This window comes from Streptosporangium sp. NPDC020072 (genome assembly GCF_040631445.1).
Lineage (GTDB): Bacteria > Actinomycetota > Actinomycetes > Streptosporangiales > Streptosporangiaceae > Streptosporangium.
This window is the reverse complement of sequence record NZ_JBEYAB010000012.1, coordinates 96,405-120,973: the sequence shown is the minus strand read 5'-3', so window position 1 is coordinate 120,973 and position 24,569 is coordinate 96,405. Positions and strand designations below refer to the sequence as shown.

The 24,569-nt window shown below is 70.5% G+C and carries 20 protein-coding genes; 6 read left to right on the top strand and 14 right to left on the bottom strand.

Annotation, left to right across the window (positions count from 1 at the left end; all coding sequences use genetic code 11):
• Positions 1–5: 5 nt before the first annotated feature.
• The 9 genes from ABZ470_RS27725 to ABZ470_RS27685 all read right to left on the bottom strand — a co-directional run bounded on the left by ABZ470_RS27725 (position 6) and on the right by ABZ470_RS27685 (position 9,606).
• Positions 6–1,070, bottom strand: a complete 1,065-nt coding sequence (locus ABZ470_RS27725) for an LLM class F420-dependent oxidoreductase (protein WP_352015720.1) — start codon at positions 1,068–1,070, stop codon at positions 6–8.
• Between the two features lie 87 nt (positions 1,071–1,157).
• Positions 1,158–1,922, bottom strand: coding sequence for an enoyl-CoA hydratase-related protein (locus tag ABZ470_RS27720; protein WP_362914999.1), 765 nt, complete (start codon positions 1,920–1,922; stop codon positions 1,158–1,160).
• 36 nt (positions 1,923–1,958) lie between these two features.
• Positions 1,959–2,936 carry an alpha/beta fold hydrolase gene (locus tag ABZ470_RS27715; protein ID WP_362914997.1) on the bottom strand — a complete coding sequence of 326 codons (978 nt, stop codon included), beginning with the start codon at positions 2,934–2,936 and terminating at the stop codon, positions 1,959–1,961.
• A 95-nt stretch (positions 2,937–3,031) separates the two neighbouring features.
• Positions 3,032–3,967, bottom strand: a complete 936-nt coding sequence (locus tag ABZ470_RS27710; RefSeq protein ID WP_352015717.1) for a hypothetical protein — start codon at positions 3,965–3,967, stop codon at positions 3,032–3,034.
• The gene (locus tag ABZ470_RS27705) at positions 3,952–4,821 is read right to left on the bottom strand and encodes a MaoC/PaaZ C-terminal domain-containing protein (RefSeq protein ID WP_352015716.1); all 870 of its coding nucleotides are present in this window, start codon (positions 4,819–4,821) and stop codon (positions 3,952–3,954) included. The genes ABZ470_RS27710 and ABZ470_RS27705 overlap by 16 nt, the downstream gene beginning before the upstream one ends.
• A 3-nt stretch (positions 4,822–4,824) precedes the next feature.
• Positions 4,825–5,610 carry a citryl-CoA lyase gene (locus tag ABZ470_RS27700; RefSeq protein ID WP_362914995.1) on the bottom strand — a complete coding sequence of 262 codons (786 nt, stop codon included), beginning with the start codon at positions 5,608–5,610 and terminating at the stop codon, positions 4,825–4,827.
• Between the two features lie 64 nt (positions 5,611–5,674).
• Positions 5,675–6,613, bottom strand: a complete 939-nt coding sequence (locus tag ABZ470_RS27695) for an SDR family NAD(P)-dependent oxidoreductase (protein WP_362914993.1) — start codon at positions 6,611–6,613, stop codon at positions 5,675–5,677.
• Between the two features lies 1 nt (position 6,614).
• Positions 6,615–8,120 (bottom strand): FAD-dependent tricarballylate dehydrogenase TcuA, encoded by a 1,506-nt coding sequence (tcuA, locus tag ABZ470_RS27690; protein WP_352015713.1) that lies wholly within the window; start codon positions 8,118–8,120, stop codon positions 6,615–6,617.
• Positions 8,121–8,361: 241 nt separating this feature from the next.
• On the bottom strand, positions 8,362–9,606 hold the full coding sequence (locus ABZ470_RS27685; protein WP_362914991.1) for an MFS transporter: 1,245 nt from the start codon (positions 9,604–9,606) through the stop codon (positions 8,362–8,364).
• An 82-nt stretch (positions 9,607–9,688) separates the two neighbouring features.
• Here ABZ470_RS27685 and ABZ470_RS27680 point away from each other — a divergent pair, with 82 nt between their 5' ends.
• Complete coding sequence (locus tag ABZ470_RS27680; protein WP_362914989.1) at positions 9,689–10,297, top strand: CGNR zinc finger domain-containing protein; 609 nt, start codon at positions 9,689–9,691, stop codon at positions 10,295–10,297.
• Here ABZ470_RS27680 and ABZ470_RS27675 read toward each other — a convergent pair.
• The 4 genes from ABZ470_RS27675 to ABZ470_RS27660 form a co-directional block, all read right to left on the bottom strand.
• Positions 10,278–11,822 (bottom strand): GMC family oxidoreductase N-terminal domain-containing protein, encoded by a 1,545-nt coding sequence (locus ABZ470_RS27675; RefSeq protein WP_362914987.1) that lies wholly within the window; start codon positions 11,820–11,822, stop codon positions 10,278–10,280. The genes ABZ470_RS27680 and ABZ470_RS27675 overlap by 20 nt on opposite strands.
• 13 nt (positions 11,823–11,835) lie before the next feature.
• Positions 11,836–12,330 carry a flavin reductase family protein gene (locus ABZ470_RS27670; RefSeq protein WP_352015709.1) on the bottom strand — a complete coding sequence of 165 codons (495 nt, stop codon included), beginning with the start codon at positions 12,328–12,330 and terminating at the stop codon, positions 11,836–11,838.
• A 282-nt stretch (positions 12,331–12,612) separates the two neighbouring features.
• Positions 12,613–13,686: an alcohol dehydrogenase catalytic domain-containing protein gene (locus ABZ470_RS27665; protein WP_352015708.1), complete on the bottom strand. Its 1,074-nt coding sequence runs from the start codon at positions 13,684–13,686 to the stop codon at positions 12,613–12,615.
• A gap of 27 nt (positions 13,687–13,713) precedes the next feature.
• The gene (locus tag ABZ470_RS27660) at positions 13,714–14,946 is read right to left on the bottom strand and encodes an acyl-CoA dehydrogenase family protein (RefSeq protein WP_352015707.1); all 1,233 of its coding nucleotides are present in this window, start codon (positions 14,944–14,946) and stop codon (positions 13,714–13,716) included.
• Positions 14,947–15,118: 172 nt separating this feature from the next.
• Here ABZ470_RS27660 and ABZ470_RS27655 point away from each other — a divergent pair, with 172 nt between their 5' ends.
• From ABZ470_RS27655 to ABZ470_RS27640, 4 genes are all read left to right on the top strand, one after another.
• Positions 15,119–18,901 (top strand): hypothetical protein, encoded by a 3,783-nt coding sequence (locus tag ABZ470_RS27655; RefSeq protein WP_362914984.1) that lies wholly within the window; start codon positions 15,119–15,121, stop codon positions 18,899–18,901.
• Positions 18,902–19,110: 209 nt separating this feature from the next.
• Positions 19,111–20,139 (top strand): alpha/beta hydrolase, encoded by a 1,029-nt coding sequence (locus ABZ470_RS27650; protein ID WP_362914982.1) that lies wholly within the window; start codon positions 19,111–19,113, stop codon positions 20,137–20,139.
• A gap of 7 nt (positions 20,140–20,146) precedes the next feature.
• On the top strand, positions 20,147–21,331 hold the full coding sequence (locus ABZ470_RS27645) for a saccharopine dehydrogenase NADP-binding domain-containing protein (RefSeq protein ID WP_362914980.1): 1,185 nt from the start codon (positions 20,147–20,149) through the stop codon (positions 21,329–21,331).
• A gap of 85 nt (positions 21,332–21,416) precedes the next feature.
• On the top strand, positions 21,417–22,286 hold the full coding sequence (locus tag ABZ470_RS27640; protein WP_362914978.1) for a PaaX family transcriptional regulator C-terminal domain-containing protein: 870 nt from the start codon (positions 21,417–21,419) through the stop codon (positions 22,284–22,286).
• Positions 22,287–22,366: 80 nt separating this feature from the next.
• Here ABZ470_RS27640 and ABZ470_RS27635 read toward each other — a convergent pair whose 3' ends face one another.
• The gene (locus tag ABZ470_RS27635; protein WP_362915246.1) at positions 22,367–23,839 is read right to left on the bottom strand and encodes a SulP family inorganic anion transporter; all 1,473 of its coding nucleotides are present in this window, start codon (positions 23,837–23,839) and stop codon (positions 22,367–22,369) included.
• A gap of 268 nt (positions 23,840–24,107) precedes the next feature.
• Between ABZ470_RS27635 and ABZ470_RS27630 the strand changes: the two genes are divergently transcribed.
• Positions 24,108–24,527 carry a MerR family transcriptional regulator gene (locus ABZ470_RS27630; RefSeq protein ID WP_362915244.1) on the top strand — a complete coding sequence of 140 codons (420 nt, stop codon included), beginning with the start codon at positions 24,108–24,110 and terminating at the stop codon, positions 24,525–24,527.
• Positions 24,528–24,569: the final 42 nt, after the last annotated feature.

Here is a 24,569-nt window from a genome sequence, read left to right as displayed (position 1 = left end):
ACGAATCAGGCGGGCTGCCCCTGCGCGGCGCCCGTGGTTGTGCGGAACACCTCGGCCAGCTTGAGCAGGTCGTCGACGCGCGCCCTGGCGATCAGGCTCGTCGCGACGCATCTGTTCCACTTCGTCTCCAGGTCGGCCCGGATCTTCTCCGGCGTCCCGACCAGCGCGACCGCCTCGACCATCTCGGTCGGCACCGCGGCCACCATGCCCTCACGGTCCCGTTCGACGAACTTGGCCCGGATCTCCCGGCAGGGCTCCTCGAACCCGAGCCGCGCGATGGCGTTGAGGTGGAAGTTCATGTTCTCCGCCCCGTTCGCCCCGACCTGGTAGGCGATGAACGGGCGGATCCGGTCGGCGGCCGACTCCAGGTCCGGGCCGAACGCCACCGAGACCGCGGGTGCGATCTCGAAGTTCTCCGGCCGGCCACCGGGCCTGCGGGCGAAGCCCAGCTCCAGCCGCTCCCGGTACCACTCGTCCGCGATGGGCGAGAAGTTCGTCGGCAGCCAGCCGTCGGCGATCTCGGCCGCCAGCGAGATGTTCATCGGCCCCTCGGCGCCCAGGCAGATCGGGATGTCCGTACGGCCGCCGCGCAGCGTGGACCGGATCGGGCGGCCGAGTCCCGACCCTCCCTCAGCGGGAAGCCGGTACGTCTTGCCCTCGTACGCGACGCGCTCCCCGGCGATGGTCGCGCGCATGATCGCGACGTACTCCCGGGTCCAGCCCAGCGGGCGTTCGAAGGGCATGCCGTACCACCCCTCGACGACCTGCGGCCCGGAGAGCCCGAGCCCGATCACGGCCCGCCCTTCGGACAGCTGGTCGAGGCTCATCGCGGCCATCGCCATCCCCGTCGGGGGGCGCGCCGCCATCTGGGCGATGTCGGTGCCGAGCCGCATCGTGCGCGTGTGCGAGCCCCACCAGGCCAGCGGCGTGAAACAGTCGGCGCCGAACGCCTCATAGGACCACGCCGACTCGTAGCCCGCGTCCTCGATCATCCGCACCGTCGCGGCGACGTCCCCCGGGTGCTCCGGGTCGGCCAGCCCGCCGATGGCGCATCCCAACCTTTCGATCATCGTGCATTCCTTTCGTCACCGGCCTCGTCACCGGCCCCGTCATTGGCCCCGTCATCGGCCCTGTCATCGGCTTCGTGATCGGCCCTGTCATCGGCCCCGGAAGTTCGCCCGCCGGCCCTCGCGCGCCGCGGCCAGCCCTTCGAGCCGGTCCGCGCTCGTGAGGAGCCGCTCGTACAGCTCGGCCTCCAGTGCGACCCCGCTGTCGATCTCCAACTGGGTGGACAGGTCGATGGCGCGCTTGGCCTGCGCGACCGCCAGCGGTGCCGCCGCGCTGATCTCGGCGGCGAGCGCGCCGACCGTGGTCTCAAGGTCGGCGGCGGGCACCGCGTGGTTCACCAGCCCCCACTGCCTGGCCTCGGCGCCGGTGAACCGGCGGCCGGTGAAGATCAGCTCCTTCGCCCTGGGGATGCCCACGAGCCGCGGGAGCAACTGCGTGCCGCCGCCCGCGGGCATGCTGCCGAGGGTCGTCTCGACGAGCCCCATGACGGCGTCCTCGGCGGCGACCACGAGGTCACAGCTGAGCGCCAGCTCAAGGCCACCGCCCAGCGCGTAGCCGTGCACCTGCGCGATCACAGGTCGCGAGCAGTGGTACATCGCCGAGAACACCCGGGGGACGAGCCTGCGCCTGCGCCGCAGGTCGTCGTCCGTCATCTTGGCGCGTTCCGTCCGGTCCGCGCCGACGCTGAAGGCCCTGCCCCGCCCTCGCACCACGACGCACCGGATGTCCGCCCCTTCCTCGATCTTCGCGAAGACCGCGAGCAGGCACCGGTACGTCGGCGTGTCGACCGCGTTGAGCACGTCGGGCCGGTCCAGCGTCACGGTCGCGACGTGACCCTCGATTCTCAGGTCCACGGGCTCCTCGGCCCCGATGCCTGCCGCTTCCATGGTCTACCGCCGGTGCTTACCGATGAACGACAGCACCGTCTTGTTGAACTCGCGGTAGGACTCCCAGTGCGGGGCGTGCCCCGCCTCGCTGAAGATCGCCACCTCGGCGTTCCTGACGTGGCCCGCCATCTCGCGCAGACGCGCCGGCGGGAGGTACAGGTCGCAGTCGCCGGTGAGCAGGAGCGTCGGCGTCCTGATCGACTCGATCGCCGGCCACGTCAGCGTGTTCTGCGGGGGCTGCTGCACGGTCGTGACCGGCAGCTTCGTGTGCTCGATCCACGTCGTCATCGCCTGCGGCCGCGCGGCCCGGTAGGACGGGCCGAGCTCGCGGAACGTCTCGGGCAGTCCGAACCAGCCCTCCGGCAGGATCGCCGTGGTGACCTCGTTCCACGACGGCTCCTGGATCCCGCCCAGCGTCGCGCCCACCGTGCAGCTCAGCAGCCGGTCCGGGACCGACAGGCCGGCGTCGAACGCCGCGAACGCGCCCGCGGCCAGGCCGACCAGGTGGAACCTTCCGACGCCGAGCGCGTCCATCAGGGCCGTCAGGTCCCCGACCATCGTGCCGGGCCGCTCCGCGGGGCCGGCCTCAGAGCCGTGGTATCCCCGCCGCGAGTAGCTGATCACCCGGTAGCCCGCGGCGGCGAACGCGGCCTGCTGGTAACCCCACGAGCCGCCGTTGCCGGTGTGCGGGTGCATGAGCACCACGGTCTGGCCCCTGCCCGGACCCCTGCCTCCGGCGCCGGTGTCCCAGACCGCCAGCCGCACGTCGGGGATCTGTACCTGCTTCATGCCGGTCATCGCGGGCACCGGGTCCCACGACGTCTGCGCGGGCAGCACCTTCTCTCGCCCGCCCGGCTTCGAGCCGCGGGCCCTCTCCTCCGCCGCGAAGGCGGCCGACGGGGCGAGCGCGACGACGCCCGCCCCCGCCACCCCGGCGAGCAGGAGGCGTCGATCGATCGTCCGACCGGTCCTGTCGTTCATGGCATCCTCACACTTTCTCGGAACGTGACAGAACAGGCGCCAATGCATCCGGCAGGGTCGTCCCCGAACGTTCGAGCCGGGAGAAAAGGCGTTCCTCAGTTGCCGTCGGGACGGTGCCCGGCGAGCAGTTGCAGCGGGTTCTCACTGAAGATCGTCTCCACGACGTCCTCGGGAACCCCGGCCGCGATCAGGTCGGGGCCGACCTGCCGCAGCACGTACGAGTAACCCGGCCCACCACGGCGTTCGCGCATGCCCAGTACGCAGACGTCGTGGGAGAGCAGCAGGCTCTTTGCCCATCCGCGGCGGATCAGCTCCACCGCGTTCGCGATCCGCTGCTCCTGGAGCAGCGCGTCACCCGGGCCGTTGCCGTCGTACATCACCATCGCGCCGCGCTCGGCCAGCCGCTCGTGGTAGTCGACGTCCGGATATGTGTCACAGTGGCCGACCGCGACCCGGCTCAGGTCGCAGCCCTCGTCCTCAAGCACGTCGAGCTGCCAGGCGCCGACCTCGCTCTTGACCGCGTGCAGGATCAGCCCGAGCCCGGTCTCCTGCTGAGCTCGGGCGGCCGCGCGCAGCACCCGCTCCTCGACCCCGGAAACCCACTCACGGTCGGCGCCGATCTCGCCGATCACGCCCGGCCGTACGCCGCCCTCGCCCTCGAAGATGTCGATCAGCAGGCGGTCGGTCAGCTCGGCCGTGCTCAGCTTGTTCATGTCCTCTTCGTAGTAGGGCTCCCGGTACCACCCGCAGCCCATGACGATGTGCACGTCGGCACGTTCGGACACCGACCGGAGCACGGCGGGCTTACGGCCGAGCCCGCCGCTGGTGGCCTCGACGACGGATCCGCCGCCGAGTTCCTTGAAGACCTTCAGGTCCCGGACCGCCTCGTCCGGGTCGTTCAACGCGGCGAGACCCATCTGCCGTGTCACGCGGAAGAGGTCGCACGCCACGTGCTCGTGCGGCAGGACGCGCCCGAGCTCGGACACCGGGACCGGTCCGCGTACCGTCTGCACCGTCAGTCGCTCAGCCACTGCCCATCCTCTCCTTCGTTTCTCTCGATCACCGCGCGGCCGACGGTGCTGACCCCGCCGTCAGCGGAGACGCCGTACAGCGTGAGGTGACGCGAGGGCCCGTCCCCGTCGCCGTCGTCCGCCCGGGCGAGCACGCGAAACGGCGCGCCGACCCGGTCCATCCCTCGGTAGGAGGCGCTCAGCTCCCGCACGAACGTCCCGTGTCCGCCCCACTGCACGGCGGCACGCGCCAGGTAGGCGAGCTTGAGCAGGCCGTGGGTGATCGTCCCCGGCAGACCCCTCGCCCGCGCGAACGCGTGGTCGTAGTGCACCTCGTAGAAGTCGTCGGTGGCCGCGGCGTACCGCACGACCTCGCGGCTGCTCGGGGTGACCTCGATGACCGGTACGGCGTCGGCGGGCGGCTCCGTGCGGTGCCCGGAACCGCCGCGACCCTGCCGGGCGCCCGTGCGGATCGTCGTCGTGGACGTGCGCGCGACCACGTCGTGCGTCATGCGGCGCCGGTACGTCGTCGCGAGCTGGTAGAACGTCAGGTCGCTGTCGCGGCCCGGCTTCGTGGTGACCGACTCGATCACCGTGCGCCGCTCCAGGATCTCCCCCGGCGTCACGGGCGCCTCCCACCGGCACCAGTTGCCGGCGTTGAGCCTGACCGGCGCGTCCGGGACGCCCATGGCGTCCGGGTCGGTCCGATGGGCCACCAGGAACGTCGGGGGCAGCAACGCCAGGCAGGGCACGTTTCCGTCCGCGTACGGCGGGCCGTACAGGCCTGTGATCTCCTGGAGCACCCGCGCCCGCCACTCGTCGCAGACGAAGATCTCCCACCCCGGTTCCGGCTGTGGCTCCACGGCCTCCGACACCGCTCACACCTCCGGTTCGATGCGGCTCGCGGTCCGCAGCGCGGCGCGCACCGCGGGGGCGAGGGGCGATTCGAGCTCCTCGCCGATGTGCGCGACCAGGCCCGCCGTACGGCTCATCAGGGCGAAACCGCGGTGCAGTCGCCAGGGCACACCCACCTCAAGCAGCAGCGCGGCGGCGGCGCCCGTCGCGTTGAGCGGCAGTGCCTTGCCGGTGAGCGCGGCGGCCCGCTCGACGACGAGCTCAAGGTGCTCGACGTGCCGCGCCGCGACCTTCTGGTCCCGCGCGACGTCGAGCAGCTTCCCGGCGCGCGGGTCGCCGTCGCGGTGCAGGCTGTGCCCGAGGCCGGGAATCCGCCCACCCGCGTCCACGATGGCGCGCAGCCGCGTCTCCACCGCGTCACGGGCCGCGGCGCCGCCGGCGACGTCGTCGGCGATGTCCGTGAGCAGGCGCCCGCAGCCCTCCATCGAACCGAGCAGCACGCTTCCCGCGCCGAGCAGACCGGCCGCGACGGCGCCCTGGATCGCCTCGGGAGCCGACCAGAACGTCAGCCGGGCGGCGAGCGCGCTGGGCGTCAGGCCGTGGTCGAGCAGGCTCACCAGCACCGCGTCGACCACCTTGGTCTCGGCGGGGGTCGGCCTGCGGCCGGTCACCGCGAGCAGCGCGACCTCGGTGTAGGTCAGCTCGCCGATCAGGTCGTCGACGAGATCCAGCCCGCGCACCTGCACGTGGTGCTCGTCCGCCGCTCCCACGGCGGTGCCGATCTCCAGCCGCACACTGCGCCCGCTCACCGCGACGTCTCCTCGGCGCGCGTGGCGGCTGGATCGTGCGGGGAGCTCACTGTCGGCCGAGCGTTCATGTTCCGTCTCCCACTTCGAGGATGTCCGTGGTCTGGGGGTCGGACGCGGCCGGCGTCGGCAGCCCGAGCGCCGCGAACCGGCGCAGCGGCGTGACTCCGAGCCGCTGCCGGACCGCGCCGGTCACGTCGGAGTAGGTGAACTCGTCGGCCAGGCGCACGCTCTCCTGCTCCTGGGGAGGCTCCCACCGGGCGAGTTTGCGACCGGCCGCGGTGAAGGTCTGCCCGGTGATGTGGCGGTTGGCCGGGTCGAGCAGCGCGCGTACGAGCTCGGCGACCAGCTCGGGGCCCTGCCGCTCGGCGCCGGGCCTGCTGGCCTGCATCCGGTCGGTCAGTCGTGAGGTCATGCGCGTCGCCGCGGAGGGGACGACGCAGTTGACGTTGACGCCGTAGCGTCCCATCGCCAGCGCCGTGCTCTGGGCGAGGCCCACGATGCCCGCCTTGGCCGCCGCGTAGTTGGCCTGCGCCGGGCTGCCTTCCAGCCCCGCCGCCGAACTCAGCAGCGCGATGCTTCCGCCGCGCTGGCGGCGCATCTGCTCCGTGGCGAAGCGCACGCAGTTGAACGTGCCCTTGAGGTGGACGGAGACGACCGAGTCCCACTCGTCCTCCGTCATGTTGAAGATCATGCGTTCGCGCAGGATGCCGTGGCAGGTGACAAGGCCGTCGAGCGAGCCGAACTCCTCGACCGCGCGCCTGACCAGGTCGGCCGCCGCGTCGAAGGAGACGACGTCGTGCTGGTGGGCCAGGGCGCGACCGCCCCGGGCCCGGATCACCTCGGCCACGGACTCCGCCACCTGCCCGTCCGGGTCGTGGCCGTCGACGGACACCCCCAGGTCGCTGACGACGACGCCGTAGCCCGCGGCGGCGAGGCACTTGGCCACCTCGGCTCCGATGCCCCCGCCCGCACCGGTGACGATCACTCCGCCCGGTACGGTCACCTCACACGCTCGCCGAGGACGTGGCGGAGCGGTCGAGCGCGCCCGAGGCCGCCGACCCTGCGATCCGCCCGAACACCGAGCCCGCCGTGAGCCCGCTGCCCCCCGGGTAGTTGAAGTAGAAGATCCCGCCGACGATCTCCCCGCAGGCGTACAGCCCGGGAATGGGCTCGCCGGTGACGTCGATCACGCGCGCCGACGTGTCGATCCTCAGGCCGCCGAAGGTGAACGTGATTCCGCACGTCACCGCGTAGGCCTCGTACGGCGGCGAATCGAGGGTGTTGGCCCAGTTCGACTTCGGCACCGCCAGCCCGGAGGTGCCCCGCCCGTCCTTGACGTTGGGGTTGAAGGGGACCGACTGGTCGACCGCCGCGTTGTACTCGCCGACCGTCCGCAGGAACCGCTCCTCGTCGATGCCGTCCATCCGCCGGACGAGCTCCTCCAGGGTCGGCGCCACGATCTTCGTGACCTGCCGGATCCGGTACTCGTCCCGCAGCAGGTGGTTCACCTTGCTGTCGAAGACCTGCCAGGCGATCTGCCCCGGCTGCCGCAGGACCTCCTGGCCGTACTTCGCGTAGGTGTAGTTCCGGAAGTCCGCGCCCTCGTCGACGAACCGCTCGCCGCGGCTGTTGACGATGATCCCGAAGGGGTAGCTGTGCTTCTGGAACCCGTCGCCGACCACGCGGTCGCCGAACGCGGGCGCGTTGCTGTCCCAGCCGACCGCGTGGCAGCCCGACCAGTTGCCCCACGACATGGCACCGATGTCCATCGCCATGCGGTGTCCGTCGCCGACGTCGAACTGGGTGCCGCGGACCTTGGCGAACTCCCACCCCGGCCCCAGGTAGCGGGTGCGCCACTCCGCGTTGGCCTGGAATCCGCCGCAGGCCAGCACGACGGCGTCGGCGGAGATCGTCCGGATCTCCCCGCCCGCCCGGACCACGACGCCGGTCACCTTGCCGCCGTCCTCGGTGAGGCCGATGGCGCGGTGGCCGTAGAACACCTTGCCGCCCGCCGACTCGAACGCGTCGAACAGCGAGTCGACGAGCCCGGGACCGCCTCCGTTGGCCTCCAGCGTCAGGCCGCCCCAGAAGGTGAACTTCCCGTCCACCTGGAACGCCTGCCTGCCGTAGATCGGCAGGAACCGCACTCCCTTGTCGCGCATCCACTTCAACGTGTCGAAGCTGCGTGTCACGAGCAGTTCGACCAGGTCGGGGTCGCAGCGGTACTGCGTGACCCGGGCCATGTCGTCGAAGAACTGCTCCTTCGAGTAGCTGCCGAAGTCGGTCTTCGCGAGCTGCTCCTCCGACAGGTCGGGGACGAGCTGGACGATCTCCTCCCTGCCGTCGTAGGCGAAGCGCATGGCCCCCGCGGTGAATCCGGAGTTCCCACCACGCTCGGACTCCGGGGCGGCTTCGAGCAGTGTCACCTCGGCCCCACCCTCAAGGGCGGCCAACGCGCTACACAAGCCGGCGTTACCGCCGCCGATGACAACAACTCGACTCTGACCCATGCCTACCCCTCTCCTTGCATGTGCAACGTAAACTCTAATATATCAGATGTCAACGCTCCAGCAAGGAGGCCAGGGTGGGTCCCAGGACGCCGCCCACCCGGCGGCGGGCGGGAGCCCCTACCCGCCCAAATGACAGAAGGCCCAGGTCATCGACCTGGGCCTTGCTTGTTTCCCGCTTCGCACGCTCGGACTCGACCGGTTCCCCGCCGACGTCACCCGCGTCCGTTCACCGGCGGAACGGTCAACGGGTGGCGGCATCCGCCTGCGGTGCGGGCTCGGGTGTGACAACGGCGCGGGCGCGGCCGGTGAAGAGGCTGCGGGCCAGCGCGAGTACGGCGAGCACGGCCACCAGCAGGCAGACGCCGCCCCAGCCGAGGGCGGAGTAGGCGCGGACCCCGAGCCAGGAGCCGATGCTGCCGCCGAGAAAGGCGCAGGTCATGTAAGCGGTGTTGAGGCGGCTGCGGACCTCGGGGCGCAGGGCGAAGATGCGCGCCTGGTTGGCGACCTGGCCGGACTGCATGGCCACGTCGAGCAGCAGCATGCCGACCGTGACGCCGATCAGCCCGGCGGGACCGCCAAGACCGCCCAGGGTCAGCAGGGCGGCGGCCGCGATGACGCCCACCATGCAGACCAGATTGACCGGGTTGGGCCCGTGACGGTCGACCAGCCGCCCGGCGATCGGGGTTGAGAACATGCTGGCGGCCCCGACCAGGGCGATCAGCCCGACCGCGGAGGCACCGAGATGGTAGGGCCCGGTGATCAGCAGGGCCAGGCTGGTCCAGGCCGCGGTGAAGCCCGCGAAGATCAGCGCCTGGTAGAGGCACGAGCGGCGCAGGTCCGGCTCGGTGCGCATCAGACGCAGCGCGGTGCCGATCAGGGCGGGATAGCGCTCGCGTGACGACGGGGTCGTGGTGGGTACGGCGAACGCCAGGATCACGGCGAGCAGGATGACGACCGCGGCGGCGACCAGGTAGGGGGCGCGCCAGCCGAGCCACTGGCCGAGGCCGCCACCGAAGGTCCGGGCCAGCAGGATGCCGCCGATGAGCCCGCTCAGCAGCGTGCCGGTCACCGCGCCGCGTCGCTGCTCGGGGACCAGCCCGGCCGTCATCGGGATGATGATCTGCGGGACGACCGTCGCGGCACCGATCAGGACGCTCGCGGCCACCAGGACCGGCAGCGTGGTGGCGAGACCGGCGACCAGTGAACCGAGCCCGGCGATGGACAGCAGCGTGACGATCAGTTTCCGGTGCATCAGCCGGTCGCCCAGGGGGACCAGCAGGAAGATGCCGGCCGCGTAGCCGAACTGCGCGGCGGTCACGACCGTGGCGGCCGTGTCGGGAGACACGTTCAGGTCGGCGGCGACGAGGGGGCTGATGGCCTGCGGAAAGTAGATGTTCGCGACGCCGACACCGCAGGACAGGGCGAGCAGGAGGATCATCCTGCGCCCCGGCGCGGCGGCCCCTGACCGGGGCATGTCGATGGGCATGAAGGTCCTCTCTGACCTAGAACCAGTTTGACCGGTTCCAAAAACGGTACCAGTTAAACCGGTTCGCAAGTAGGGTTGATTCATGACGCCAGCGCCGAGCTTCCGATCCGGATCAGGCCGGTTGTGCCTGGACTTCATCCGTACGCTGCGGCATCGCGGTACGGCCCGGCCCGAGGAGGAACTGCCGGACCCGGCGGCGCTGGCTGCGTGGGTGGGCCGGTTCGGCCCCTGGGAGTCGGTGCCCGAGGCCGCGGCGGTGGGTCACGACGCCCAGGCGAGACAGCTGCGGGAGGCGATCCACACGCTGGTCGCGGCGGCGCGTGAACCGGTGGAGGGCGGTACGGCCCGCGCCGCGGCCCTCACCGCGGCCCTCTCCACGGCCGGGGACACCGTGAACCGGATCGCCGCGCTCCCGGTCCCGGCGCCCCAGCTCGACGGCTCGGGCCGGTTGCGATGGCTGGCCACCGCCCCGGTCCCCGCGGTCCTCGCGCTCATCGCCAGGGACGCCGTGGACCTGGTCGCCGGCCCCTCCATCGACCGTGTCCACGAGTGCGCCGACCCCGACTGCCACGCCCTGTTCCTCGACTCCTCACGGCCCGGCACCCGCCGCTGGTGCTCGATGAACACGTGCGGCAACAAGGCCAAGAAGCAGACGCTGCGGGGCCGGAGCGTCAGCCGTCCTGAAGGATGAGCTCACTCGCGCGTTCGGCCAGCATGGTGACCGGGGCGTGGGTGTGCGCCCGTACGATGCTGGGCATCGCCGAGGCGTCCACCACACGCAGGCCGGAGGCGCCTCGCACGCGGAAGCCCGGGTCCACGACCGACAGCGGATCGGCCCCCATCCGGCAGGTGCTCACCAGGTGGTGGATGCTCAGCCCGGTCCGCCGGATGTACGCGGCGATGTCCGCGTCGTCGGTGGCCAGCGCGCCCGGGGTCAGCGGCTCTCCGCGCCAGCGCGCGTAGTCCGGCCTGTCGAGGATCCGGTGGGCCTGGCGCACGCCCGCGATGGCCGTCCGCAGGTCCGTGCCGCCCGGGTCGGACAGGTAGCGGGGGTCGACGACCGGCGCGTCGTGCGGGTCGGCCGAGCGCAGTTCGACGCTTCCCCGGCTGGCGGGACGCAGCACGATGACGCCCAGCGCCAGGCCGTCCCTGGCGGCCGACTCGTGCTCGCCGAAGGGGGTCGTCAGGTGGACGATCTCGACGTCCGGGGCCGTCAGCTCGGGGCGGGTGCGCAGGAAGAGCAGTGCCTCGGAGATGATCGAGTTCAGGGATCCGGTCCGCTCCTTGAGGTAGAGCCGCATGTCCTCCAGGTCCGCGGCGGCGCCGGGAGACTCGAACCCGCGAGCGGCGAAGGCGAGGGGAACCACCAGGTGGTCGGTCAGGTCGCGGCCGACTCCGGGGGCGTCCACCCGTACCGGGATGCCGTGCGCGGCCAGCTGCCCGGCCGGGCCGATCCCCGACAGCATGAGCAGGTGCGGGCTCCCCACCGCTCCGGCGGCGAGGATCACCTCGCGGCCGGCGCTGATCTGGAGAATCCCGTTCTCCGTCTCCACCTCGACGCCGGTCGCCCGGGTCCCGTCCATGAGCACCCTGCGCACCAGGCCGCCGGTGACCAGGGTGAGGTTCGGCCGCTCGCCCGGCTCGCGGAGATAGCCGTCCGCCGAGCTCCAGCGGAGGCCGTCCCGGTGGGTGGCGCGGGCGAGGATGTACCCGTCCTGCCTCTCGGCGGCCGGCTGGTACCCGAGCTGGGCGCAGGCGCTGAGGAAGTCGGCGGTCGGGGGGACGGGATGACGCATCCCCGCCAGCCGGATCCTCTCCTCGGCCCGTTCGAAGTACGGCAGCAGGTCCGTGTGCCCCCATCCGTCGAGCCCGGCCGCCGCCCAGCCGTCGTAGTCCGCCGGGTGGCCACGGGTCCACAGTTGCGCGTTGATCACGGAGGAACCGCCAAGGGCCTTACCCCGGGGAATGGGAATGGTACGGCCGTCCAGCCCGGTCTGCGGCACCGTGGTGAAACCCCAGTCGAGCACGCTGCCGAACATTCTGGGGAACAGCACGGGGACCTGGATCTCGGGGTGCTCTTCGGGCCTGGGGCCTCCGGCCTCCACGAGCACCACGCTGATGCGCGGGTCGGCACTCAGCCGGTGCGCGAGGACACACCCCGCGGAACCGGCCCCGACGATCACGTAGTCGGCGGTTTGCACGATGTCGTTCTCCACTTCTCTAAGGGCGTCAGGAAAGGGCGGCTGTGGCTTTGAGACGGGTGAAGGTGCGGTCGCAGTACAGCAACGGCATCCGGTGCGGGTCCGTGTGAAGCTCCTCGACCCGGCCGACGAGAATGCTGTGGTCACCGCCGTCGAGGACGGCGTGCATGGAACAGGCCAGACGCACCAGCGCGCCGGGCAGCCCCGGCAGGTTCATCTCGTACGGCCGCATGTCACCGGCCGCGAACCGGTCGATCCCGGAGGTGGCGAAACGCTGCGCGACCTCGACGTGCTCGGTCGCCAGGATGTTCACCATGAAGCGGTCGGCGGAGGTGAAGGCGTCGTGCGTGCTGGCGAAGCGGTCCAGGCACAGCAGGACGAGGGGTGGGTCGAGCGACAGGGAGCTGAAGGAGCTACCGGTGAAGCCCCATCGGCGGCCTGCCGCATCGACGGTCGTGGCCACGGTCACCGGGCCGGGGACCCGGGCCATGGCTTGTCGGAACGAAACGGCGTCAACGGACATCGGTGATCTCTTTCTCTGCTGAAAGAAACGGTGCGGGAGGCTCGGCGGACCTGACCCGCCCGGCCGTACCGGTTGACCGGTACGGCCGGAGGTCATCGGCTCAGCGGGTGACGCCGTACCCGGACGCCCGGCGGCGCGATTCGCTCACGCGCCGCCGGACGCCGGTCACCGTGTGGATCGCCGGCGCGGGCACAGACGTCATCGCCTCCGGCGCGCGGGTGGATCAGGCGGGCCGCGACATCTCGGCGGCCGTGCCGGAGGACTCGCCGGACTCGGCCCGGATCACCAGGCGTCCCCCCGGAAGTCGACCACCGTCTTCAGCCCGGTGGTCGTACGGTAGTTCTCCAGGATCTTGACGAGACCGTCGTAGTCGTCGAACGGGTGGACGGTGGACAGCAGGCGCTTACCGTCGACGATCCCCGAGACCAGCATCTGCATGGCGGCGGTGATGACGTTGGCCGTGTGGTGCATGGGGAAACTGCTGACGTCGAAGGGCGAGGCGCTGATGTTGATGCCCTTGGCCAGCATCAGCCACGTGTCGAAGCTCTGCATCTCCTGGGACGCGCCGTACAGCACGTACCTGCCGCGCGGTTTGAGCTTGCGCATCGCGACCCGCCTCGGGTCCTTCGCCGGATCCGCCACATTGACGGTGGGCAGGCAGTCGAAGACGTAGTCGAAGGTGCTCTCCTGCACTTCCTCGATCAGTTCGTCCGGGAAGTAGGCGCGCTCGGAGAAATGCGCCTCCGCATGGGTGTTGCGGTGCGGATTGGCGTCCACGGAGACCACCGAGTGCGGCGCCAGCAGTTTCTTGATGATGCTTCCTGCGATGATCCCGATGGGCCCGGTACCGAGAATGAGCACCCGGTCGCCGATCCTGGGCGCGTTGGCCAGCACCGAACGCAGAACTCCCGTCGTCGGCTCGATGAAGGAGGCCTGCAGGTCGTCGAGCTCTTCGGGCACTTTGACGGCGGCCGCCCGCCGATCGTCATAGAAATTACGATCGGCCTCGAAGACATCCGTTTTGATCTCTCCGGAGAATATAGGACGCAGTGTCCGATATTCAGCGAAGCCGTCGTAGTCGGTCTGTCCCCAGTAGACGATGCGGTCGCCGACCTCGATACCCGGACCGGTGAACTCCGAACCGATCTCCACGACCTCGCCGAGATACTCGTGGCCCAGGACCACCGGATATTCGGAGGGGAACAGGTGACCTTCGAAGAAGGAGACGTCGGTTGAACAGATCGATACGCATCGCGTCTTCATCAGCAGCCCGTCGGCCGGAACCGTGGGCTTGGGAAGTTCGGCCAGAATCGTCTTACGCGGGGCGAGAAGCTGTACGGCCTTCATGGTCTGCATGACTCTCTCCTCTGTACGTGACCGGCGTTAACGTCGCATCATCAGGGGGCCGCCCAGCAGGTACTGGCCGACCGTCTCGAAATGGGTGTGCGACAGGGTGATGTGTTTGACGGCCGTGTGGACGTCGCGGAAGTAACGCTCCAGCGGGCTTGAGGTGTAGATCGCCGTGGTCCCGGCGAGGCGGAAGGCGGTGTCCACGACGCTCGTGGCGTTCTCCGCGACGGTCGCGGCGGTGAGCCGGATCAGCGCGCTGAGCGCGTCGCCGCCGTCCTCTCCGCAGGTTTCCGCGTGCCACGCGGCGTCGACGAGCGCCAGGCGGGCGGCACGCAGCTGCGCCTCGGCCCGCCCCAGCTTCTCCTGCACGGTGTGACTGCCCGCCAGGGGGTTCGTCGCCGCCGCCGGTGTCTTCCTCGTGGCCAGTGACTTGAACGCCTCAAGGGCGCCCTGCGCGGTTCCCACGGCGGTCGACGCCGAGGTGAACGGCCCGAAGTCGTAGTAGCCGATGGCGTACGCCCGGGACGGCCGGGCGGCCGGCGGCCGGAGCATGTCGGCGACGGCGACGGTGAAGTCCTCCGTGACGAAGGTCTCCTCGATCTCGAAGTGCTCGCTGCCGGTGCCCCGCAGGCCGATGGTGTGCCAGGTGTCGAGCATCCGGCACTCGGATTTGGGGACGAAGAGCATGCGCGTCTCCGGCCCGGTGTCCGTCATGTGGGGGGTCCCGTCCTCGCCGGTGACGACCGCCGCGCAGATCAGCCAGTCGGCGTGCGCGGAGCCGCTGGCGAACGCCCAGGTGCCGCTCAGCCGGAACCCGCCGTCGACCGGGACCGCCCGTCCCGACGGGTTGACGCCGCCGACCACAAGCGTGTCGTTCTCCGCGAAGAGCTTGCGGGCGGTCTGCTCGGGCAGGTAGTCCGACAGCCGTCCGATCGCCCCCTGCACACCCATCTGCCAGGCGACCGACGGGTTGGCGGCCGCCAGCCGCTGGATGACGGCCGATCCGGTTCTCAGGCTCACCTGGCCGCCGCCGAAGTCCTTGGACACCCACATGCGGTGGACGCCCGCGGCCCGGAGCGCGTCGATGACGGGCGCGGGAGTCACCCGTTCGTACTCGGCCTGCTCCCGGTGCTCGTCGATCACCGACGCCAGCGCGTCGGCTTTGGCGAGCCAGTGATCGGTCTCCGCGGTGGCCGGTGTTTTGTTCAACAGTCGTTTTGGCTGCTCGTTCACGTATCCCCCGGTCGTGGAAATCAACGCATTCATTTCCTCTTCTTTTCTCTGCCGCCGCCCCACAGTCGGGGCTTCGCGAGGATCCGGCTCTCGCCGTCCGTCTGCGAACCATTCCTAGCCATAGTTCGTTGTCCGGTATCGAAGGCTGCACACCAGACAACAAGCACCGGACAATGGCTCGGTGACCTGATGGGCGGGGGTGGAGATGCCACGAGCTGAGCGTCCCTTGGACGACAACGACAGTGCGTTAACGCGTTTCGCTGCTGACCTGCGGCTGTTACGCGCGAAATCGGGGGGACCTCCTTATCGAGAATTGGCGAGCCGGGCTCACTATTCAGCGGCGACGCTGGCCGACGCGGCGGCGGGCCGGAAACTACCGAGCCTCGCCGTGACGATCGCCTATGTACAGGCATGCGGGGGTGACGTGCATGAATGGGAGGAGCGATGGAAGACGGTCGCCGCAGAATCGGCCGAAGGGAACACCAAGGCCGAAAACGATAAGAAGCGGAATCCCTACTTCGGCCTGACTGCTTTTCAAACGGAAGACGCCGATTGGTTCTTCGGCAGGGAGCGGCTCACCGAGGAGCTGATGACCTGCGTGCGCGAACACCGTTTTCTCATGGTGCTCGGCGCATCAGGGGCAGGAAAGTCGTCGTTGTTGCGGGCCGGGTTACTGTCCGCGTTCGGCAAGGAACAGAAAACGGCTTCCTGGCCGACGTTGCTGTTCACGCCCGGACCGCATCCCCTGGACGAATGTGCCGCGCGCCTGGCCACCTTGGGTCATGAATCGGCCGCCACCCTGCGCAAGGAACTGGACGAAACCCCGCGTGCCCTGCATCTGGCCGTGTTGCAGGCGCTGACCGACCGGCCCGCGGACAGCGAACTGCTGGTGGTCGTGGACCAGTTCGAAGAGGTCTTCGCCCTGTGCCGAGACGCCGACGAACGCGCCCGGTTCATCGAGGCGCTGGTCACCGCCGCCCGGGCGGCCAACAGCCGCGTCCGTGTCGTCCTCGGGGTACGCGCCGACTTCTACGCCCGCTGCGCCGAACACACCGATCTCCTTGAGGCGCTGCGGGAGTCCCACCTGCTGGTCGGGGCGATGAACGTCGAGGAGCTGCGCCGAGCCATCAGCCGGCCCGCGGTGCAGGCGGGCTGTGTGGTCGAAAGCGCGCTGCTGGCCCGCCTCATCGCCGACGCCGCGGGGCAGGCGAACGTCCTGCCGCTGGTTTCGCACGCCCTGCGGGAGACCTGGCGACGCCGTCGCGGCAACGCCCTGACCCTGTCCGGTTACGAGCGGGCCGGCGGCATACATGGGGCGATCACGGCCACCGCCGAACAGCTGTACGCGAACCTGTCGGACGCCCAGGCCCACCAGGCACAGCGGATCCTGCTGCGGCTGATCAACCCGGGTGAGCAGGCGGCAGACACCCGCCGCCCCGCCTCCTACGCCGAGCTGCTTCCCGACACGAGCCCCGACGCCGCCGAGGTGCTGGAACAGCTGGCCGCCACCAGGCTGGTGACCCTGCACGAGGACACCGCCGAACTCGCTCACGAGGCTCTCATCTCCTCCTGGCCGCGCCTGGGCGAATGGATCGATCAGGAACGCGAGCTGTTACGCGTGCAACGGCACCTGACCGAGGCCGCCACCGGCTGGCAGGAACTCGGTGGTGACCCCGGTGCCCTGTACCGGGGAACCCGCCTGAGCGCCGCCCGGCCCCTGCTGACCCACCCGCAGGACCTCACCTCACTGGAGATCGCCTTCCTGCGGGCCTCCGTCGAGGCGGCGGACCAGGCCGAACGCGCCACCGTCCGGCGCAGGAAGCTGGCACGTCTGGCGGTGGCCGCGCTGACCGTCCTGAGCGTCCTGGCCTCGGCCGCCGCCGGGGTGGCCATCACCGCGGCCCGCCAGGCCGACGCCCGCGGCCGGGAGGTCCTGGCCCGGCTCGTCGCCAAGAGCAGCGACGAACTGGCCGCCACCGACCCGGCCCTGGCCGGACTGCTGGCCGCGGCGTCCTGGCACTTCACCCCCACCGCCGAGGCCCGCTACACCATGCTCACCACACTGACCGGCTCCCTGGACGGCGTCCTGAACAACCCGGCCGGGGGCGTCACCACCGTGGCCTTCAGCCCGGACGGCCGCCTGCTGGCCACCGCGGGCACCGATGGAAGTGTGCAACTGTGGCAGGTCGCCGCTCATCACCTCGTCGCCACTCTGCCCGCCGGTCCCGCCCGCGACAGCGATGTCCGCACCATGGCCTTCAGCCCGGACGGCCGCCTGCTGGCCACCGCGGGCGCCGGCGAGGACGTACGGCTGTGGGACGTCGCAGGCCGCCGCCTGACCGCGACCCTGTCCACCGGTCACACCACCGCCGTCGCCCTCGTGGTGTTCAGCCCGGACGGCACCAGGCTGAACACCGTCGGCGACAGCGGGAACGTCCAGGTGTGGGATGTCGCCACCCGCCGCCCGGCCGTCACCCTGCCCGCCACTCCCGCCCACGGCGTGACCGGCGTGGCCTTCAGCCCCGACGGCGCCACTTTCGCCACCAGTTACGTCAACGAGACGCACGTGCAAAGCTGGGACCTGGCCACCCGTCGCATGAACGGTCCGTTGTTCGACGGCGACGTCGGCCCCTCCCCTCGGGTGAGGTTCAGCGCCGACGGCACCACCGTCGCCACTTTCGGCGACAACGCGAACGTGCAGTTGTGGAACGTCGCCACTCACGGGCGGGTCGGCCATCCGCTGCCCACCGGCTACACCAGCGAACTGGCGTTCAGTCCGAACGGCGCCACGCTGGCCATCGTCGGCAAGGGCGAAAAACGCATCCAGTTGTGGGACGCCCACACCCAGAGCTCCATCGGCGTCCCGTTGAGCGGCCACACCGGCCCGATCACGGATATCGCGTTCAGCCCGGACGGCGGCATCCTGGCCAGTTCCAGCGACGACGGAACCATCCGGTTGTGGAACACCTCCGCGCGCCACGAGAACAGTGTCCTTCTGACCGGCCACACGCTCGATGTCACCACCGTGGCCTTCAGCCCGGACAGCCGCCTGCTGGCCAGCGGCGGGAACGACAAGACTTTCCGGCTCTGGGACGTCACGGCACGCCGCCCGATCGGCGTTCCCGTGACCGGCTCCGCCGGCGGCATCGCCACGCTGGCCTTCAGCCCGGACGGCCGCCTGCTGGCCGCCTCCGGCAGCGACACGAGCGTTCACCTCTGGAGCGCCGCCACCCGCCGCCCGATCGGTACCCTCACCCCCAAGGGGAACCAGGGCGCGGTGAACACGCTGGCCTTCAGCCCGGACGGCACCAAGCTGGCCACCGGGAACTGGTACGGCGCCACCCAGCTGTGGGACGTGACCACCCACCAGCCGATCGGCGCCCCCCTCCTGAGCCACAGCGGCGCGGTGAACACGGTGGCCTTCAGCCCCGACGGTCGCCTGCTGGCCACCGGCAGCTGGTACGGCGTCGTCCAGTTGTGGAACGTGGCCACCCACCAGCCGATCGGTACCTCCCTGATGGGACACGGCAGTTCGGTGAACACGGTGGCCTTCAGTCCCGACGGCACCACCCTGGCCAGCGGTGGAACGGACAGGACCGTCCGCCTGTGGGACGTGGCCACCCGCCACCCGATCGGCGCCCCCCTGACGGGACACAACGGCTCAGTGAACACCGTCGCCTTCAACCCGGACGGCACCACCCTGGCCAGCGGCGGAGAGGACAGGACCATCCGCCTGTGGGACGTGGCCACCCGCCACCCGATCGGCGCCCCCCTGATGGGACACAACGGCTCAGTGAACACCGTCGCCTTCAGCCCCGACGGCACCACCCTGGCCAGCGGCGGAGAGGACAGGACCATCCGGCTGTGGCAGGAGAGGATACCGGAGGACCCCTCCGCGGAGGTCTGCGCCGTCGTGGGCCGTTCCCTCACCCCGCAGGAATGGCGGCAGTACATCCCCGGACAGCCCTACCAGCAGGTCTGTCCTTAACGCGTTTCCGCACGTCATCGGCCTGAACGGTACGGCGGGGCAGGGATGGCGCCCCGCCGTGCCCGGCCCTTCGTCCCCCGCCACCTGGTGGCGTACGGGTTCGGCCTGATCACGGCCCATCCGTTCCGAGGCGGGCGCCGATGGCCACGGTACCGACACGACCAATTTTCTATTGACAATCCTACGATCGTATTCATTACGATAGTTACATGAAAGCAAGGAAGCGGGTCGGACCACTCTGGATCGCCCTCGCCTGCGTGCTCGTCCTGGTCGCCGGGGCCGGTGCGTGGATCGTCGTGCAGAACGATTTCGCCGTACGCGAGGTGCGGGTGACCATCCCCGGTCCGAAGCAGCCGCTGGAGGCGGTGCTCGCGCTACCGACGGAGGGGAAGGGGCCGCGAGGGCTGGTTGTCCTCGCTCACGGGGACGGAGTGGCGGACGCCTCCAGGGACGGGTTCTACCGGCCGATCTGGGAGGCGTTCGCACGTGCCGGATACGCCTCGCTGTCCTGGAACAAGCCCGGCGTCGACGGCGCGCCGGGAAACTGGCTCCACCAGAGCATGAGTGATCGCAGCGCGGAGGTCGACGCCGCGCTGGACTGGGCGAAGCGGCGACCGGAGATCGACCCGAATCGGCTGGGAGTGTGGGGGATCAGCCAGGGCGGCTGGGTGCTGCCCAAGGTGGCGGGAGACCGTACCGACCTGCGCTTCATGATCCTGGTAGGGGCTGCGGTGAACTGGTTGCGGCAGGGCGAGTACAACCTGCGGGCCGAACTCCAGGACCAGGGCGCGCCGGGCGACAGGCTCGGCGCCGAACTCCGCCGGCGTGCCGCCCAGATCCGCCTTCTTGAGGAAGGCGCCGGGTATGACGAGTACCTCGCCTCCAGGCTGGACGACCCGCCGATGAGCAAGGACCGGTGGGGGTTCGTTCTCCGGAACTTCCGCGCCGATGTGACGGACCAGCTTCCGAGAGTGCGCACCCCGACTCTTCTCGTGCTCGGGGACCACGACCGCAACGTCGACGTCAAGGAGACCGAGGCCGCCTATCGCGCGGGCGTCCCCCAGGGCCTGCTCACGGTCGAGACGCTCCGGGGCGGCTCCCACAGCGCGGCCAGGTACGAACTGGACACCCCCGGCAGCGTCCGGGGTCTGATCACGTACGTCGCCGCCCCCCGTTCGCTCTACGTACCCGGCTACCTCGACTCGCTCACCGACTTCGTGAAGAAGCACGGGCGGTGAGGTTTCGATGGGCGAGCGATACCGTGTGGTCGCGCTGGGCGGAGCCGGAGCGATGGGCGGACCCGTCGTCGAGGCGCTCGCCGGGCGCGCGGACATCGCGGAACTGGCGATCGCCGACCGTGACACCGCGGCCGCCGAACGCCTGGCCGCCCGTTTCCCGGGCGTCTCGGTCGCGCCGGTGGACGCCTCGGACCCGGTACGGCTCCGCGAGCTCTTCCACGATGCCGACCTGGTCCTCAACACCACCGGCCCCTTCTTCCGGCTCGGTGTGCCGATCCTGCGGGCGGCGATCGAGAGCCGTACCCATTACGCCGACATCTGCGACGACTGGGAACCGACGCTGGACATGCTCGCCATGGACGCCGAGGCGCGGGAGGCGGGCGTGATCGCCGTGGTCGGAGCCGGGGCCAGCCCGGGCACCGGCAACATGCTGGCCGCGCTGGCGAGCCGAGAACTGGACACCGTCGAAGACGTCTTCACCGCCTGGCCGGTGGACGTCCCGTTCGTCGGAGACGACCCCGCCGACGACGCGTCCGACGGAAACTCGGCCGCCCTCGTCCACTGGATGCACCAGCTGTCAGGAAAAATCATGACTTGGTCGGGCGGGGAACCCGCCGAGGGCCCGCCGCTCGAACCCGTCCGGCTCGACTACCCCGGGCTGGGTACCGGAACCGTCTACACCGTCGGCCATCCCGAACCGCTGACCCTCCCGGCGACCTGCTCGGTCACCCGCGACTCCGCCTGCGTCATGGTGGTCAGGCCGGAGACGGCCGCCTACCTGATGACCCTGCGCGATGAGGTCGACCGGGGAAGGCTCTCCCTGGAACAGGCCGCCGCCGCGATCGAGACCCCGACCGCCGCCCGCTTCGCCCGCTCGGCCATACGTCGGCTCTCTCTGCGCGGCCCCGGCTCACTTCCCCCCTTCTTCGCACTGGCCACCGGACTCCGGTACGGCCGGCCGTACCGGGTCGGCGCGAGGCTGATCGCCTCGCCGCGCGGGATGGCCAGGATGACCGGGATCCCTCTGTTGCTCGCGGCGGCGCAGATCCTCGACGGCACGGTGCGCACCCCCGGTGTCCACCCGCCGGACGCCGTACTCGACCCGGCAAGATACTTCGACGAGTTGGCCGCCCACTGCGACCCGCCCCGCACCGGCCGCGACGAGGTCGTCAGGGTGGACCACACCTCATGACCACGGATCATCGGCTCCCGACACAGAATCTTTCATGCATTCGACTATCGAGCCCAATACGATAGTTCTTTTGGAGGGCCGCAGCATGGACGTCCATGTCCCCACCCGGATGCTCGTCGAAGCGCTCGTCCGCACCGACCTCACGGTCGACGCCGGCGACCTCTACGCGACCGCGAACCTGCTGCGCATGAACGACCAGCAGGTTCGCCTGTGCATCAAACGCCTGGTCGCCGAGGGACGCTTCGTCCAGGAGGGACGAGGGCGCAAGGCGATCCTGCGCGCCACCGGCGGCACCGAACGTGCGATGGGCCTCGACGTCGAGTTCGTCACCCACGCCTTCCGCCAGGACGCCGGGCTCGCCCCCTGGGACGGCGCCTGGCACCTCGTCGGCTTCGCCGTACCGGAGAGCGCGCGGCCCGCCCGCGACGCGCTGCGCGCCTGCCTCACCTTCCTCGGCGGCGCCGCCATCCACGGGGGCCTCTACCTCAGCGCCAATCCTTGGGAGCCGTACGTCGAGGAGCACGCCCGCCGCCTGGACATCCTCAACCACGTCACCTTCCTGACCACCCGGGACCTCCGTCGCGGCGAGGAGACCGATCCCGTCGCGCTCACCCGCGCCATGTGGCCGCTGGACGAGATCGCCGAACGTTACGACCGGCTCGCCGCGGTGGCGGAGCCCCGGCTCGCGCTCATCGAGGATTCCGCCGATCTGTCCGGGGCGCAGCGGCTGACCGTCGCGGTGGAGCTGGCCGCGGAGTTCACCCGCGCGATGGAGGCGGACCCGCTCCTGCCTCCCGAGCTCCTCCCCGCGTCCTGGCCCGGCGCCCGAGCCCGCGCCCTGACCGCGCGCTGCTGGTCGCTGCTGGAGGAACAGAGCGACCACGACGACAGCGGTATCCGCCTGTTCAGGCTCTACGGCGACATAAGCCGTCCCGACGCCCCCACGGCGACCTAGCGAGTTCGACGGACAGCGGGTCACCCCCAGGCGACGCACCTCAGCGGACTGTAGCCGCGGGCCCTGTCAAACGGTCGGTGTCAGTGGCTGCCGGACAGTTCTCCGGACAGGGCGTCGTGCATGCGGGCGCTGGGCCGGTTGAGCCCGGTGATCCGTACGGTCTTGCCGCGGGCGGCGTACTTGGCCTCGACGGCGTCCAGGGCGGCCACCGAGGAGGCGTCCCAGATGTGGGCGTCGGTCAGGTCGATGACCACCTCGTCGGGGTCGCTCGCGTAGTCGAACCGGGAGACCAGGTCGTTGGACGAGGCGAAGAACAGCTCGCCGGTGACCGCGTAGACGACCTGGCGGCCGTCGGGGTCCACGACCGCCGAGACCTCGGCCAGGTGCGCCACCCGGCGGGCGAAGATGACCAGGCCGGTCAGCGATCCGGCCACGACGCCGATGGCCAGGTTGTGCGTGGCGACCACGACGGCGACCGTGATCACCATGACGCCGATCTCTCCGGCGGGCATGCGCCTGAGCGTGGCCGGGGCGATGGAGTGCCAGTCGAAGGTGCCGAAGGAGACCAGGACCATGACGGCGACCAGGGCGGCCATCGGGATCCGGGAGACCAGCGGGCCGAAGACGATGCACAGCACCATGAGCATGACGCCCGCGGTGAAGGTGGACAGCCGGGTACGGGCGCCGTTCCTCACGTTGATCATGGTCTGGCCGATCATGGCGCAGCCGCCCATGCCGCCGAAGAAGCCGGTGACGATGTTGGCGACGCCCTGCCCGACGGACTCACGGGTCTTGGAGGAGCGGGTGTCGGTGAGGTCGTCGACCAGTTTGGCGGTCATCAGCGACTCCATCAGCCCCACCAGGGCGAACCCGACCGCGTACGGCGCGAGCAACGTCAGGGTGTCGAGCGTGAACGGCACGTCGGGCAGGCCGGGGACGGGCAGCGACGAGGGCAGCGCGCCGCGGTCCCCGACGGTGGGCACGGCCAGGTGGGCGCCGATGGTCAGGGCGGTGAGCGCGACGATGGAGATCAGCGGAGCCGGGACCACCTTGGTCAGGCGGGGCAGGAACACCATCAGTACGAGCGCGCCGCCGACCAGCGGGTAGACGGCCCACGGCACGTCGACGAGTTCGGGCACCTGCGCCATGAAGATCAGGATGGCCAGGGCGTTGACGAAGCCGACCATCACCGAGCGCGGGACGAAGCGCATCAGCTTGGCCACGCCGAGCGCGCCGAGCACGATCTGGACGAGGCCGCCGAGGATGACGGTGGCGATCAGGTAGCCGAAACCGTGTTCCCTGGCCAGCGGCGCGACGACCAGGGCGATGGCGCCGGTGGCGGCGGAGATCATGGCGGGACGGCCCCCGACGACGGAGATGACCACGGCCATGGCGAAGGAGGCGAACAACCCGACGCTGGGGTCGACACCGGCGATGACGGAGAACGAGATCGCCTCGGGGATCAGGGCGAGGGCGACGACCAGGCCGGACAGGATCTCGGTACGGGCCACCGAGGGCGTCAGCCAGACGGGGCGGCCGAGCCGGGTGGGCATGCGCACGTCGTTTTCCTTACTGGGGGCGGGCGCGGCACCGCGGCGAAGGCTGCGCGGGCCGGGGTGTGACCATGCGGGACGAAGTCATACGATCCCGGACAGCGGCGACTCTACCTTAACGTTAGGGTAGAGATCTGGCGGGGCGGACCGCCCGGCCGTACCGGCCCAGATCGGTTACGTAGCGAGAGCGGGCAGGAACATGGACGAATCCACGGCTCCCGGCTCCCGAGTGGAGAATCCGCCCGGCGTGCACGGTGGTGAGGATCACATGCACATCGGGCAGGTGGCCGAACTCACCGGGCTGTCGCTGCGCACCATCCGCCACTACGAGGAGGTCGGCCTGGTTCCGGCCTCGGCCCGCAGCCAGGGCGGGTTCCGCCTCTACACCGCCGGCGACGTGGAACGGCTGATGGTGATCCGCCGGATGAAACCGCTGGGCTTCACCCTGGAACAGATGCGAGAACTGCTGCGGGTCACCGACCTGCTCCAGGATCACGCCGCGGCCGGTCGGCTGAGCGAGGCCGAGCTGCGCGGCTGCCGCGACCGGCTGGAGTCCTTCGAACGCACGGCCCGCGAGCGGTGTGAGGTCCTGCGCACCCAGGCGCGGTGGGCCGAGGAGTTCGCCGCCGACCTGCGCCACCGCGCGATGGAGATCGCCCCCGCCCCGGCCTCTCCTGGCAACCGGTGAACGACGCCGACATCGGTGTCACGCGGTTCGAAGGCGGCGAGG

Bases quoted from the DNA above. Each gene is read 5' to 3' on its own strand.
- ABZ470_RS27725 (WP_352015720.1), bottom strand. From the start codon at position 1,070: ATGATCGAAAGGTTGGGATGCGCCATCGGCGGGCTGGCCGACCCGGAG.
- ABZ470_RS27715 (WP_362914997.1), bottom strand. From the start codon at position 2,936: ATGAACGACAGGACCGGTCGGACGATCGATCGACGCCTCCTGCTCGCC.
- tcuA (WP_352015713.1), bottom strand. From the start codon at position 8,120: ATGGGTCAGAGTCGAGTTGTTGTCATCGGCGGCGGTAACGCCGGCTTG.
- ABZ470_RS27685 (WP_362914991.1), bottom strand. From the start codon at position 9,606: ATGCCCATCGACATGCCCCGGTCAGGGGCCGCCGCGCCGGGGCGCAGG.
- ABZ470_RS27680 (WP_362914989.1), top strand. From the start codon at position 9,689: ATGACGCCAGCGCCGAGCTTCCGATCCGGATCAGGCCGGTTGTGCCTG.
- ABZ470_RS27670 (WP_352015709.1), bottom strand. From the start codon at position 12,330: ATGTCCGTTGACGCCGTTTCGTTCCGACAAGCCATGGCCCGGGTCCCC.
- ABZ470_RS27665 (WP_352015708.1), bottom strand. From the start codon at position 13,686: ATGCAGACCATGAAGGCCGTACAGCTTCTCGCCCCGCGTAAGACGATT.
- ABZ470_RS27660 (WP_352015707.1), bottom strand. From the start codon at position 14,946: ATGAATGCGTTGATTTCCACGACCGGGGGATACGTGAACGAGCAGCCA.
- ABZ470_RS27655 (WP_362914984.1), top strand. From the start codon at position 15,119: ATGCCACGAGCTGAGCGTCCCTTGGACGACAACGACAGTGCGTTAACG.
- ABZ470_RS27650 (WP_362914982.1), top strand. From the start codon at position 19,111: ATGAAAGCAAGGAAGCGGGTCGGACCACTCTGGATCGCCCTCGCCTGC.
- ABZ470_RS27645 (WP_362914980.1), top strand. From the start codon at position 20,147: ATGGGCGAGCGATACCGTGTGGTCGCGCTGGGCGGAGCCGGAGCGATG.
- ABZ470_RS27640 (WP_362914978.1), top strand. From the start codon at position 21,417: ATGGACGTCCATGTCCCCACCCGGATGCTCGTCGAAGCGCTCGTCCGC.
- ABZ470_RS27635 (WP_362915246.1), bottom strand. From the start codon at position 23,839: ATGCCCACCCGGCTCGGCCGCCCCGTCTGGCTGACGCCCTCGGTGGCC.
- ABZ470_RS27630 (WP_362915244.1), top strand. From the start codon at position 24,108: ATGCACATCGGGCAGGTGGCCGAACTCACCGGGCTGTCGCTGCGCACC.